This is a genomic window from Aeromonas sp. 130281, from assembly GCF_056642115.1.
The window spans coordinates 276,363-290,211 of record NZ_JBWVQS010000003.1 but is presented as its reverse complement, the minus strand read 5'-3'; the positions used below and the strand labels follow the sequence as shown (position 1 = coordinate 290,211).

At 61.4% G+C, this 13,849-nt stretch carries 9 protein-coding genes and 6 tRNA genes; 6 read left to right on the top strand and 9 right to left on the bottom strand.

Translation table 11 applies throughout. The annotated features are described in order from the left end of the window. Window positions 1-89: 89 nt before the first annotated feature. The 6 genes from pepA to pbpG all read left to right on the top strand — a co-directional run bounded on the left by pepA (window position 90) and on the right by pbpG (window position 8,314). Window positions 90-1,601 carry a leucyl aminopeptidase gene (gene pepA, locus AC1IN8_RS11185; protein WP_041206455.1) on the top strand — a complete coding sequence of 504 codons (1,512 nt, stop codon included), beginning with the start codon at window positions 90-92 and terminating at the stop codon, window positions 1,599-1,601. A gap of 156 nt (window positions 1,602-1,757) precedes the next feature. Next, the gene (locus AC1IN8_RS11180) at window positions 1,758-2,213 is read left to right on the top strand and encodes a DNA polymerase III subunit chi (protein WP_025325629.1); all 456 of its coding nucleotides are present in this window, start codon (window positions 1,758-1,760) and stop codon (window positions 2,211-2,213) included. A 65-nt stretch (window positions 2,214-2,278) separates the two neighbouring features. Then, window positions 2,279-5,131, top strand: a complete 2,853-nt coding sequence (locus AC1IN8_RS11175; protein ID WP_479758879.1) for a valine--tRNA ligase — start codon at window positions 2,279-2,281, stop codon at window positions 5,129-5,131. Between the two features lie 242 nt (window positions 5,132-5,373). Continuing rightward, a complete protein-coding gene (locus AC1IN8_RS11170) occupies window positions 5,374-6,666 on the top strand; it encodes a hemolysin family protein (protein ID WP_319912224.1) in 1,293 nt (430 codons plus the stop codon). Window positions 6,667-6,684: 18 nt separating this feature from the next. Then, window positions 6,685-7,350, top strand: a complete 666-nt coding sequence (locus tag AC1IN8_RS11165) for a DedA family protein (protein WP_025325626.1) — start codon at window positions 6,685-6,687, stop codon at window positions 7,348-7,350. A gap of 136 nt (window positions 7,351-7,486) precedes the next feature. After that, window positions 7,487-8,314, top strand: a complete 828-nt coding sequence (gene pbpG / locus AC1IN8_RS11160; protein ID WP_139438681.1) for a D-alanyl-D-alanine endopeptidase — start codon at window positions 7,487-7,489, stop codon at window positions 8,312-8,314. Between the two features lie 377 nt (window positions 8,315-8,691). Here the strand turns inward: pbpG and AC1IN8_RS11155 are convergent. The 9 genes from AC1IN8_RS11155 to alaS form a co-directional block, all read right to left on the bottom strand. Continuing rightward, window positions 8,692-8,768, bottom strand: a tRNA-Arg gene (locus AC1IN8_RS11155). 25 nt (window positions 8,769-8,793) lie between these two features. Beyond that, window positions 8,794-8,870 (bottom strand) — tRNA-Arg (locus tag AC1IN8_RS11150). Between the two features lie 25 nt (window positions 8,871-8,895). Next, window positions 8,896-8,972, bottom strand: a tRNA-Arg gene (locus AC1IN8_RS11145). Between the two features lie 26 nt (window positions 8,973-8,998). Beyond that, window positions 8,999-9,075, bottom strand: a tRNA-Arg gene (locus tag AC1IN8_RS11140). Between the two features lie 98 nt (window positions 9,076-9,173). Next, window positions 9,174-9,250, bottom strand: a tRNA-Arg gene (locus AC1IN8_RS11135). Window positions 9,251-9,254: 4 nt separating this feature from the next. Continuing rightward, window positions 9,255-9,347 (bottom strand) — tRNA-Ser (locus AC1IN8_RS11130). 213 nt (window positions 9,348-9,560) lie between these two features. Then, the gene (gene csrA / locus AC1IN8_RS11125; RefSeq protein WP_005315760.1) at window positions 9,561-9,749 is read right to left on the bottom strand and encodes a carbon storage regulator CsrA; all 189 of its coding nucleotides are present in this window, start codon (window positions 9,747-9,749) and stop codon (window positions 9,561-9,563) included. A gap of 93 nt (window positions 9,750-9,842) precedes the next feature. Further along, on the bottom strand, window positions 9,843-11,090 hold the full coding sequence (locus tag AC1IN8_RS11120; RefSeq protein ID WP_202047460.1) for an aspartate kinase: 1,248 nt from the start codon (window positions 11,088-11,090) through the stop codon (window positions 9,843-9,845). 16 nt (window positions 11,091-11,106) lie between these two features. After that, on the bottom strand, window positions 11,107-13,731 hold the full coding sequence (alaS, locus tag AC1IN8_RS11115) for an alanine--tRNA ligase (RefSeq protein WP_265435354.1): 2,625 nt from the start codon (window positions 13,729-13,731) through the stop codon (window positions 11,107-11,109). Window positions 13,732-13,849: the final 118 nt, after the last annotated feature.

The following is a 13,849-nucleotide window of genomic DNA, read 5'->3' as shown; positions in this document are numbered from 1 at the left end:
TGTGGCTGTTCGCTCCGCCTCTGATACCCCAACAAGCACCGCATTATTCAATAAATGGTGCCTTTTGTCTTTAGGATGTAGGAGATTCCATGGAGTTCAGTGTAAAGAGTGGCAGTCCTGAGAAGCAACGCAGCGCCTGCGTCGTGGTCGGCGTATTTGAGCCTCGCCGCCTCTCTCCGGTTGCCGAACAGCTGGACAAGATCAGCGACGGCTACCTCAGCTCGCTGCTGCGCCGCGGCGATCTGGAAGGCAAACCAGGCCAGATGCTGTTGCTGCATCAAGTACCGGGCGTGCTCAGCGAGCGCGTGCTGCTGGTCGGTTGCGGCAAGGAGCGGGAACTCGACGAACGCCAGTACAAGCAGATCATCAACAAGACCATCACCACCCTGAACGAGACCGGCTCCATGGAGGCTGTCTGCTTCCTGACCGAGCTGCACGTCAAGGGCCGGGATACCTACTGGAAGGTGCGCCAGGCGGTGGAAACCACCAAGGCGGGCCTCTACAGCTTCGATCAGTTCAAGACCAACAAGGCCGAGCCGCGCCGCCCGTTGCGCAAGCTGGTCTTCAACGTGCCGACCCGTCGGGAACTGACCATAGGCGAGCGCGCCATCACCCACGGCCTGGCCGTGGCCAAAGGGGTGCGCATCTGCCGCGATGTGGCGAACATGCCGCCCAACGTCTGCAATCCGGCCTACCTCGCCTCCCAGGCCCGCCGTCTGGCGGATGCCTATGACAACATCACCACCAAGGTGATCGGCGAGCAGGAGATGGCCGAGCTCGGCATGAACTCCTACCTGGCGGTGGCCCGCGGCTCCGAGAACGAAGCCATGATGGCCATCATCGAATACAAGGGCAACGCCGACGCCAAGCCCATAGTGCTGGTGGGCAAGGGGCTGACCTTCGACTCCGGCGGCATCTCCATCAAGCCGGCGGACGGCATGGACGAGATGAAGTACGACATGGGCGGCGCCGCCTCCGTGCTCGGCACCATGCATGCCCTGGCCCAGTTGCAGCTGCCCATCAACGTCATCGGCGTGCTGGCGGGCTGCGAGAACATGCCCGGTGGCAACGCCTATCGCCCGGGTGACATCCTCACCACCATGTCCGGCCAGACCGTCGAGGTGCTCAACACCGATGCGGAAGGTCGCCTGGTGCTGTGCGATGCCCTCACCTATGTGGACCGCTACGATCCCGAGACCGTGATCGACGTGGCGACCCTGACCGGTGCCTGCATCATCGCCCTGGGTCACCACACCTCGGGTCTGCTGGCGAACCACAACCCCCTGGCCCACGAGCTGCTCAACGCCTCCGAGCAGGCCGGTGACCGCGCCTGGCGTCTGCCCCTGTTCGACGAGTATCAGGAGCAGCTGGAGAGCCCGTTTGCGGACATGGCCAACATCGGCGGTCGTCCGGCCGGCACCATCACGGCCGCCGCCTTCCTGTCGCGCTTCACCAAGAAGTACAACTGGGCCCACCTGGATATCGCCGGGACCGCCTGGAAGAGCGGCAAGGACAAAGGCTCCACCGGTCGCCCGGTGCCGCTGCTGACCCAGTTCCTGCTCAATCGAGCCGGCGTGGCGGACGTCGAAGACAAGGAGTAACCCCTCTCTTCGGATGCCCGCATCAGGGGAGTGGTACCACAAGGAAGAGGCTCGCCTCTTCCTTGTTTCATTGAGAGAATCCGGGAAGACCGTGCCTGGCACGGCGCCCCGCAGACGGCCAATCGCTGTCCGTCACAGCAAAACGGGACCAACCTGATGAGCCAAGTGACCTTTTACCTGATGAGTGAGCCGGACGACGCTCAGGCGTCTGCGGTCGAGCGCCTCGCCTGCCAGCTGGCAGCCGATGGCTGGAGTGCCGGCCACCTCTATCTGTTTTGCAACGACGAGGCCCAGGCCCTGCGCCTGGACGAGCTGCTGTGGCAACTGCCGCCGGATCGTTTCGTGCCGCACCAGTTGCAGGGGGAGAGCGGCCAGGCCCCGGTGGAGATAGGCCATCAGCCACCGAAGCGGCGCTATGCCCGCCTCATCAACCTGGCCGAGCAGACACCTTTGTTTGCAGGACACTTCGCTCAAGTGGTAGATTTTGTCCCCACTGACGAAACGCAAAAGCAGCAAGCCCGCGAGCGCTACAAGCACTATCGCCAGGCGGGCCACACCCTCGAGATGAGGGATCAGCCCGTCCTTGCCGCACCGGATCCGGCGCAGCCCTGACTGCGCCACCTTCGATCCACGACGACCCAACACCAGACTCCATCCATCCAGAATACGGCGAGACCATGGAAAAGACTTTTAATCACAACGCCATCGAACAGGCGCTCTATCAGCACTGGGAAGCCCAGGGTTACTTCAAGCCCCACGGCGACACCAGCAAAGACTCCTTCTGCATCATGATCCCGCCGCCGAACGTCACCGGCAGCTTGCATATGGGTCACGCCTTCCAGCAGACCCTGATGGACACCCTGATCCGCTACAACCGCATGCAGGGCAAGAACACCCTGTGGCAGGCGGGTACCGACCATGCCGGTATCGCCACCCAGATGGTGGTTGAGCGCAAGATCGCCGCCGAAGAGGGCAAAACCCGTCACGACTACGGCCGTGATGCCTTCATCGACAAGATCTGGCAGTGGAAGGAAGAGTCCGGTGGCACCATCACCCGCCAGATGCGCCGTCTGGGCGACTCCGTGGATTGGGAGCGCGAGCGCTTCACCATGGATGAGGGCCTCTCGAGCGCCGTCCAGGAAGTGTTCGTGCGTCTCTACGAAGATGGCCTGATGTACCGCGGCAAGCGTCTGGTGAACTGGGATCCCAAGCTCAACACCGCCATCTCCGACCTGGAAGTGGAAAACCGCGAGATCAAGGGCCACATGTGGCACCTGCGCTATCCCCTGGCCAACGGCGCCAAGACTGCCGAGGGCCAGGATCACCTGATCGTCGCTACCACCCGTCCGGAGACCATGCTGGGCGATACCGCCGTGGCAGTGAACCCGGAAGACCCGCGCTACAAGGGGCTGATCGGCCAGCACATACTGCTGCCGCTGGTGAACCGTCTGATCCCCATCGTCGCCGACGAACACGCCGACATGGAGAAGGGCACCGGCTGCGTGAAGATCACCCCGGCCCACGACTTCAACGACAACGAAGTGGGCAAGCGCCACAACCTGCCGATGATCAACATCTTCACCCTGGACGCCCACGTGCGCGCCGCGGCCGAAGTGGTCGACACCAACGGCAACCCCAGCACAGCCTATGACGCCGCCCTGCCGACCGAGTTCGCCGGCATGGAGCGCTTCGCCGCCCGCAAGGCCATCGTGGCCAAGCTGGACGAGCTGGGCCTCTTGGCCGAGATCAAGGATCACGTGCTGCAGCAGCCCTACGGCGATCGCGGCGGCGTGCCCATCGAGCCCATGCTGACCGACCAGTGGTACGTGCGCGTGGCGCCCATGGCCAAGACCGCCATCGAGGCGGTGGAAGATGGCCGCATCCAGTTCGTGCCCAAGCAGTACGAAAACATGTACTTCTCCTGGATGCGCGACATTCAGGACTGGTGCGTCTCCCGTCAGCTGTGGTGGGGCCACCGCATCCCGGCCTGGTATGACGACGCCGGCAACGTCTACGTGGGCCGTGACGAGGCGGAAGTGCGTGCCAAGCACAGCATCCCGTCCGTGACCGTGCTGCGTCAGGACGAAGACGTGCTCGACACCTGGTTCAGCTCCGCTCTGTGGACCTTCTCCACCCTGGGCTGGCCGAACAACACAGAGGCGCTCAAGACCTTCCACCCGACCGACGTGCTGATGAGCGGCTTCGACATCATCTTCTTCTGGATTGCCCGGATGATCATGATGACCATGCACTTCATCAAGGACGAGAACGGCCAGCCGCAGGTCCCGTTCAAGACCGTCTATATCACAGGCCTCATCCGTGATGAAGAAGGGCAGAAGATGTCCAAGTCCAAGGGCAACGTGCTGGACCCCCTCGACATGATCGACGGCATCTCCCTGGAAGATCTGCTGGAGAAGCGCACCGGCAACATGATGCAGCCGCAGATGGCCGAGAAGATCGGCAAGCGCACCGCCAAGCAGTTCCCGGAAGGGATCGAGGCCCACGGTACCGATGCCCTGCGCTTCACCCTGGCGGCGCTGGCCTCTACAGGTCGTGACATCAACTGGGACATGAAGCGCCTGGATGGCTACAACAACTTCTGCAACAAGCTGTGGAACGCCTCCCGCTATGTGCTGATGAACACCGAGGATCAGGATTGCGGCCTGCACGGCGGCGAGATGCAGTTCAGCCTGGCGGATCGCTGGATCCAGTCCCAGCTGCAGCTGGCCATCCGTGACTTCCGTACCGCCCTCGATACCTATCGCTTCGATATCGCGGCCGGCGTCTTGTACGAATTTATCTGGAACCAGTTCTGCGACTGGTATCTGGAGCTGACCAAGCCGGTGCTGGGCAAGGGCTCGGACGCCGAGCAGCGCGCCACCCGTCACACGCTGGTGACCGTGCTGGAGACCCTGCTGCGTCTGGCACACCCGATCATCCCCTTCATCACCGAAACCATCTGGAAGTCGGTGGCCCCGCTGACCGGTGTCAACGCCGACACCATCATGCTGCAGGCCTTCCCGGAGTTCGATGCCGCCAAGGTAGACGAAGCCGCCATGGCGGATCAGGAGTGGGTGAAGGAGTTCATCGTCGGCATCCGCAACATCCGCGCCGAGATGAATGTGGCGCCGAGCGTCGCCCTCAACGTGCTGCTCAAGTGCGATGGCAAGGACGCCCGGCGCGCCGGTGACAACGAGGCCTTCCTCAAGTCCCTGGCCCGTCTGGAGTCCATCCGCGTGCTTGGCGAAGGTGAAGTCGCCCCCCTGTCGGTCAAAAAATTGATCGGTGCCACCGAGCTGATGATCCCGATGGCGGGCCTCATCGACAAGGAGGCCGAACTGGCCCGTCTGGCCAAAGAGGTCGCCAGGCTGGTCGGCGAGTGCGGTCGCATCGAAGGCAAGCTCGGCAACGAGGCCTTCGTCGCCAAGGCGCCGGAAGCCGTCATCGCCAAGGAGCGCGAGAAGCTGGAAGATTACCGTCTCCAGCTGACCAAGCTGGAAGCCCAGCAGGCCGAGATCGCCGCCCTCTAAGTGCCCCTCCGAGCGCAAAAAGCCCCCGTCTATCGGGGGCTTTTCATTTTCCGCCCCCGGATGGCAAGGCCTCTTGTATCGTGCAGCAACCAGCATGACGACGCCGCCGTGAGGGACACATGCCCCCTTGCAGCGGGAGAAATTGAAAAATTCACGGGCCAAGTCACCTCCTTTCACAAGCGCTGCGCCCGCAAATTCATTACACTGCCAGCGATCTTTTCTACCGGGAGTGCTGCTGCAGTATGGAAATATTGATCCTGCTTGGATTGATTTTGCTCAATGGCGTCTTCGCCATGTCGGAAATCGCCATCGTCACCGCACGCAAGGCCCGTCTCAGCAAGATGGCCAGCGAGGGAAGCCGCTCTGCCGCCATCGCCCTCAAGCTGGGGGAGAATCCGACCCATTTCCTCTCCGCCGTCCAGATCGGCATCACCAGCATAGGTCTGCTCAACGGCATCTATGGCGAGTCCCTGCTTGCCCAGCCCTTCGCGCAGTGGTTGCAGGAGTGGGGCCTCTCTCCCAAGAGCAGCAGCCTGATCGCCACAGTGATCGTCGTGGTGCTGGTGACCTACCTCTCCATCGTGGTGGGGGAGCTGGTGCCCAAGCGCCTCGGTCAGCTCAATGCCGAGCGCATTGCCTGCCTGGTGGCCCGCCCCATGCTCTGGCTGGCGACCCTGACCCGCCCCTTCGTCTGGCTGCTCTCCGCCTCCACCAACGCCAGCCTGCGTCTGCTGCGGGTCGATCAGAACAACAGCAACAACGTCACCCAGGAGGAGATCCACGCCATGCTGGTGGAAGGCTCCGAGGCCGGGATCATCGAGGATCACGAGCACACCATGTTGCGGAACGTGTTCCGCCTCGACGAACGCAGCCTCTCCTCCCTGATGGTGCCCCGTAGCGACATCCGCTATCTGGATCTCTCCCTGCCGCTCGAGACCAACCTGCAGCGCCTGGTGGAGTATCGCCACAGCTTCTTCCCGGTCTGTGACGGCAGCCTCTCTGATCTGGTGGGCATCCTCAACGTCAGCAAGGTGCTGCACGCCTACATCAAGGGAGAGCCCATCGATCTGGCGGCCCTGACCCAGGACGGCAGCCTGTTGCCGGAGACCCTCAACGGCCTGGAGCTGCTCAACCACTTCCGCGCCCACGCCGAACACATGGTGCTGGTGGTGGATGAATACGGCGAGCTGCAGGGGCTGGTCACCCAGCAGGATCTGCTGGAGACCCTGGCGGGCGACTTCCAGCAGGAAGACGGGGAGGACAACTGGGCCTTCCAGCGTGCCGATGGCAGCTGGCTGCTCGACGGCCTGATCCCGCTGCCGGAATTGAAGGACTGTCTGGAACTGGTTCGCCTGCCGGAAGAAGAAAAACATCACTATCACACCCTCGGAGGGCTTATCATGCTGCTCCTTGGCCGCCTTCCCCAGACCGGAGACCTGGTCACCCTGGAACAGTGGCAACTGGAAATCGTGGATATGGACGGCCTGCGCATCGACAAGGTGCTTGCCATGCCCTTGACCGACCAACCCAGCTAACCTGCGGAGTTTGCATGTATGGAGCAGTTTTACCACCTGGCTCACGCCTTCATTAATCAGGATCTGGCGACCCTGTCCGACCCCAAGATGGTCTTCATGGTCTACATAGTCCTGCTGACCTTCCTGGTGCTGGAAAATGGCTTCATCCCGACCGCCTTCCTGCCCGGTGACACCCTGCTGATCCTGACCGGCGTGCTCATCTATCAAGGGGTACTGCCGCTCGCCGTCATCCCGCTGCTGATCCTGGCGACCTTCGTCGGCACCTGGCTCGGCTACATGCAGGGGCGCTTCCTCGGCCACACCCAGATGTACCACAGGCTGATGTCCCACCTGGATGAGAAGCACAAGGAGAAGGTGCACTACCTGCTCAACAAGTACGGCATCATCACCCTGATCACCGCCCGCTACATCGCCTTCGTACGCACCGCCTACCCCTACATAGTCGGCGCCAACGAGATACCCCAGGGTCGCTTCCTGGTGGTCAACCTCATCAGCTCCATCATGTGGATCTGCCCCCTGGTCGGGCTGGGCTACTACCTGAGCCACACCAAGCTGGCCGCGCAGTATGAGTCCCAGTTCCTCAGCATCATCCTCTGCCTGCCGTTGGTGCTGCTGGTCGGCGGCTTGATAGCGCTGGTCTGGCGCTGGCTGAGCAAACGCAAGGTCCACGTCTCCAGGGACTGAGAGAAATCACAGGGGTCGCCGAGAGGCGGCCCTTTTTTATGGAAATAGTGGCGAATTCCGCCCTCCCGCTCTTGTAAAGCGAGGGCAAAAATGAGTGAATCTAGCGCCTTTTTTCGCTGTGGATGGAGTCGGTTGTATGGGGTGTCGGATTCGCGCAATCGCGCTGGTATGTGGATTGATGGGACTGCTCGGATCGCAGGCAGCCCTGGCGGCGCCCAACCCGGCCAAGCTGCAACTGAAATCGGGCAGTGCCCTGGTGATGGACATCAACACGGGCAAGACCCTCTACCAGAAGAACCCTGCCCAGGTGCGCCCCATCGCCTCCCTCACCAAGCTGATGACGGCCCTGGTGGTGCTGGATGCCCGCCAGAACCTCAATCAGACCCTGACCATAGATCAGAACGACAGGGACAACCTCAAGCACACCTACTCCCGGGTGCGCATGGGCACCAAGGTGAGCCGCCGTGACGCCCTGCACCTAGCGCTGATGTCCTCCGAGAATCGCATGGCCTCTGCCCTCGCCCGCCACTATCCGGGTGGCCGCTCGGCCTTCATTCGCGCCATGAACAACAAGGCCAGACAGCTTGGCATGCGCAACAGCCGTTTCTACGACTCCACCGGCCTGTCGACCCGCAACGTCTCCACCGCCCGGGATCTGGCCAGGCTCATCGCCGCCGCCTATCGCCAGCCGCTGATCCGCCAGTTCACCCAGGACACCAACAAGGAGATGCGCTTCAGCACGCCCGCCTACAGCCTGATGTTCAACAACACCAATCCCCTGGTGAAGAACCCGGACTGGGACGTGCGCCTCTCCAAGACCGGCTACACCGACGAGGCCGGGCGCTGCCTGCTGATGCGTGCCAAGCCGGACCGTCAGGAGCTCGCCATAGTGCTGCTCAACTCCGTGGGTAAACGCACCCCCATCGGCGATGCCAACCGCATTCGCAAATGGCTGAAAAGCTGAATGAACCACGCAAACAAAAAGGATGCCTCGGCATCCTTTTTGTTTGCCCGCCAAAGGCTGCTCTCGGCCGCCAGGGCGCGCAACGCCCAGAGCCTGGGTTCATGCCGCCCTCATGGTACCAGTGGGCACAGAGCGTGCCTGCAGCAGCGCCTGTGAGCAGCAGGAGGTAGCATGGGGCTGGGATGACAAGACGCCGAGTGGCAGGGTCTGATCCGGATAGGGGGAAGATAGGACGAAGACAGGGAGTGATATGGCGGGAACGACAAGGGTCGTTCAATGCGGCGGCACATCGATCGCCATCAGGGCAGCAGAGCCCCACGACCGGGGGAATGGCGCCCATAAAAAAACAGCCCCGACTGACGTCGAGGCTGTCTGTATGGTGCGCCCGAGAGGATTCGAACCTCTGACCACCTGGTTCGTAGCCAGGTACTCTATCCAGCTGAGCTACGGGCGCTCATCAACTTTTGGTACTGCTAAAATGGTGCGCCCGAGAGGATTCGAACCTCTGACCACCTGGTTCGTAGCCAGGTACTCTATCCAGCTGAGCTACGGGCGCTCACAAACTTTTGGTACTGCTAAAATGGTGCGCCCGAGAGGATTCGAACCTCTGACCACCTGGTTCGTAGCCAGGTACTCTATCCAGCTGAGCTACGGGCGCTCATAAATCGTTGATTTCACTTTAAATGGTGCGCCCGAGAGGATTCGAACCTCTGACCACCTGGTTCGTAGCCAGGTACTCTATCCAGCTGAGCTACGGGCGCCCTGATTTAAAGCGATAAAAAAAGCTTACTCAACAGTAAGCCTTTTCTAGCGTACCGACCTGCTGACGGTCGATACATGACTCATCGTGAGTCGAATATGGTGCGCCCGAGAGGATTCGAACCTCTGACCACCTGGTTCGTAGCCAGGTACTCTATCCAGCTGAGCTACGGGCGCAAAATGGCGGAGAAGGGGGGATTCGAACCCCCGATGCGGGTATAAGCCGCATACTCCCTTAGCAGGGGAGCGCCTTCAGCCTCTCGGCCACCTCTCCGTTTGCGGGGCTGATAATACTTCACAGGGATTTTTAGTCAAACACTTTTTTGGAGAAAACAGCGTGTTCGCTCAGCATTTGGTCAAAGCGTGGAATATTCAAGCAATATCGACACTTACCCCCTGGTTCCGCGCCTCGCAAGGCGATTTGCAGGGCCCGGAAAAACAAAAGGCGACACCTGAGATGTCGCCTTGAGGCTGCCAATGAAATGGCTTAGAAATTCGGTTGGCCCGGTACTTTCTCGGCCTGTATCCGCATGTAGATCTCTTCGCGGTGCACGGAGACCTCTTTGGGTGCGTTCACACCGATACGAACCTGGTTACCCTTAACGCCCAGCACGGTGACTGTCACTTCGTCACCGATCATCAGGGTTTCCCCTACACGACGAGTCAAAATAAGCATTCGCTTGCTCCTGTATCCTGTTTTGTATTTATATCGATATGCGCCATTATCTTACAAAGATACCGATATGGTAAATGGTTGAAACTAAATCAATCAGGGATTGTTCCCCAAGGGCTGCTCATGAGGCTCATTATCCAGCCCGAACGCTGAGTGCAACGAACGCACGGCCAGCTCCAGGTACTTCTCGTCAATCACCACGGATATCTTGATTTCAGAGGTGGAGATCAACTGCATGTTGATCCCCTCCTCGCCCAATACCTTGAACATGGTGCGCGCGACCCCGGGATGATTCCACATGCCGACCCCGACGATGGAGACCTTGGCGATCTCCCCGTTGCCCTGCACGCAGGCGGCCCCCAGCTCGGTTGCGGTCTCCTCCAGCAGGGCGCGAGCCCGGCGATAGTCATCGCGATTCACCGTGAAGGTGAAGTCGGCGGTGCCATCCCCCATGGTGTTCTGCACTATCATGTCGACATCTATGTTGGCATCGCTGATCGGATTCAGGATCTGCGCGGCCACGGTCGGCCTGTCCGGCACACCCAGAATGGTCAGGCTGGCCTCGTTGCGGTTGAACGCAATGCCGGATACCAGGGGTGCTTCCATCCTCTCACCTCCATATGTGATTAAGGTTCCCTCTCCGTCGACGAAACTCGACAGCACCCGCAGCGGTACGCGGTACTTGCCCGCGAATTCCACCGAACGGATCTGCAGCACCTTGGCCCCCAGGCTCGCCATCTCCAGCATCTCCTCGAAAGTGATGGTGGAGAGGCGGCGTGCCTTGGGCTCGATGCGCGGATCCGTGGTATAGACCCCATCCACATCGGTAAAGATCTGGCATTCATCGGCCTTGATGGCGGCCGCCACGGCAACCGCCGTGGTGTCCGAACCACCTCGCCCCAGGGTGGTGATGGCGTTGTGCTCATCACGGCCCTGGAAGCCGGCGATCACCACCACCTTGCCCGCACCCAGCTCGGCCTGAACCTGCTCGGTGTCGATCTGGGTGATGCGCGCCTTGCCATGGGCGGAATCAGTGTGGATACGAACCTGATCACCGGTCATTGAGACCGCAGGACAACCCCGTTTGTTCAACGCGATGGCCAGCAGCGCTATGGTGACCTGTTCACCGGTCGAGACCAGCACATCCATCTCGCGCCGGTTGGCATCCGGATCCAACTGCTGGGCCATGCCCAGCAACCGGTTTGTTTCGCCCGACATGGCGGACACCACCACCACCACATCATGCCCCTGGGCGCGGCTCAGCTGAACGCGATCAGCTACCGCCTCGATCCGCTCCAGCGTGCCGACCGAGGTGCCGCCGTACTTCTGTACATAGAGTGCCACAGATCACCTCGCCCGTTTACAGGCGCTCTTCCAGCCAGGAGTGAACGGATTGCAGGGCCGCCGGCACCGCGTCAGGCTGGGTACCACCCGCCTGGGCCATGTCAGGACGGCCACCGCCCTTGCCACCCACCTGCTGGGCCACCAGGTTGACCAGCTCGCCGGCCTTCACCTTGGCGGTCAGATCGTTGGTCACGCCGGCGATCAGGTTGACCTTGTCCTCGCTGCTGGTTGCCAGCAGGACGACACCGGACTTCATCCGGTTCTTCAGCTCATCCAGCATGCCGCGCAGGGACTTGGGATCGGCCCCGTCCAGCGCCGCGATCAGCACCTTCTGGCCCTTGATCTCGATCACCTGGCTCAGCAGGTCGCTGCCAGCCTGAGCGGCCAGCTTGGCCTTGAGCTGCTCCAGCTCGCGCTCCATCATCCTGGACTTGTCCAGCAGCTGGCGCACCTTGCTGCCGATGGAGAACTGATCACCTTTCACCAGGGCCGCGGCCTCTTCAAACTGCTCTGCCAGCTGGTGCATGAAATCGATGGCGCCCTTGCCGGTCACCGCTTCGATACGGCGCACCCCGGCGGCAACACCGCTCTCGGCGATGATCTTGAAGAAGCCGATGTCACCGGTGCGCTTGGCGTGAGTGCCGCCACACAGCTCGGTGGAGTAGTCGCCCATGCGCACGACACGCACGTCCTCTTCATACTTCTCGCCAAACAGCGCCATGGCGCCAGCGGCCTTGGCCGCTTCCAGATCCATCACCTGGGTGACGACATCGTGGTTGGCACGGATCTGGGCGTTGACCAGCTCCTCGACCCGGCGAATGGTCGCCATGGTCAGGCCTTCGAAGTGGGAGAAGTCGAAGCGCATGCGCTCCGCCCCGACCAGGGAGCCCTTCTGGGTCACGTGATCACCCAGCGCCTGGCGCAGGGCCGCGTGCAGCAGGTGAGTAACCGAGTGGTTCAGGGCCACGGCCTGACGGCGCTCCCCGTCGACCACGGCTTCCACCTCGGCGCCCTTCTCCAGGGTACCCAGCTCCATATAGCCCTTGTGGATGATGGCATTGCCCGCATACTGGGTGTCGGTCACGGCGAAGATGCCGTCATCCACTTTCAGAATGCCGCTGTCGCCCACCTGACCACCGGATTCGGCGTAGAAGGGGGTCTCGGCCAGCACGATCACCGCTTCTTCACCGGCGATCAGCCCGCTCACTTCGACAGCATCCTTGTAGATGCCGACCACCTGAGTCGTTTGGCTCAGCTGCTTGTAACCGGTAAATGGGGTCTCGAAATCGAGTTTCAACACCTCGTTGTAGTTCACACCGAAGCTGGAGGCCTCCTTCGCACGGGCGCGCTGCTTCTCCATCTCGGCCTTGAAGCCCTCCTCGTCGATACCGATCTCGCGCTCGCGGACCACATCGGCGGTGAGATCTGCCGGGAAGCCGTAGGTGTCATACAGCTTGAACACCACCTCCCCCGGGATGACCTTGGCATCCCCCAGGTTCGCCAGCACCTCTTCGAGCAGCAGCAGACCCCTGTCCAGGGTGCGGACGAACTGCTCCTCCTCGATGCGCAGCACGCGCTCGACCAGGGGCAGCTGGGCGATGAGTTCGGCAGCCACGTCCTTCATCTGCACCGCCAGCTCGGCGGCCAGCTTGTAGAAGAAGATCTCGGTGGCACCCAGCTTGCGACCGTGGCGCACGGCGCGGCGGATGATGCGGCGCAGCACATAGCCACGGCCTTCGTTGGAGGGCATGACACCGTCAGCCACCAGGAAGGCGCAGGAGCGGATATGGTCGGCGATGACGCGCAGGGACTGATTGCTCAGGTCCTCGGTGCCGACGATCTCGGCGGCCTTCTTGATCAGCGCCTGGAAGATGTCGATCTCGTAGTTGGAGTGCACCCCCTGCATGATGGCGGAGATGCGCTCCAGGCCCATGCCGGTGTCCACGGACGGACGGGGCAGCGGCTCCATGGTGCCGTCAGCCTGACGGTTGAACTGCATGAAGACCACGTTCCAGATCTCGATGAAACGGTCGCCGTCTTCCTCCGGTGAGCCGGGAGGGCCACCCCAGAGGTGATCGCCGTGGTCGTAGAAGATCTCGGTGCAAGGGCCGCAGGGACCGGTGTCACCCATCTGCCAGAAGTTATCGGAGGCAAAGGCGGCACCCTTGTTGTCGCCGATGCGCACGATGCGCTCGACCGGCACGCCGATCTCGTTTGCCCAGATGTTGAAAGCTTCGTCGTCCGTTTCATAGACGGTCACCAGCAGGCGCTCTTTGGGCAGCTTGAGGGTACCGGTCAGGAATTCCCAGGCAAAACGGATGGCGTCCTGCTTGAAGTAGTCACCGAAGCTGAAGTTGCCCAGCATCTCGAAGAAGGTGTGGTGACGAGCGGTATAGCCGACGTTTTCCAGGTCATTGTGCTTGCCGCCGGCCCGTACACAGCGCTGGGCCGTGGTCGCGCGGTTGTAGGCACGCTTCTCTGCGCCAAGGAACACGTCCTTGAACTGGTTCATCCCTGCGTTGGTGAACAGCAAGGTCGGATCGTTGTGCGGCACCAGCGAGCTGGAGGAGACAACCTGGTGCCCCTGGGAGCGGAAATACTCGAGAAACGCTGCGCGTAACTCTGACGTGGACATATACATGGAAAATCCTGCTTGATTCGGATACGGACTTTTAATCGCAATAATGTAAGTTTTCTGCGGGGTAAAGTAAAACGCGCGGGCCCGTCACGGGTGAAAAAGCCCCCAATGGACGGGGCAG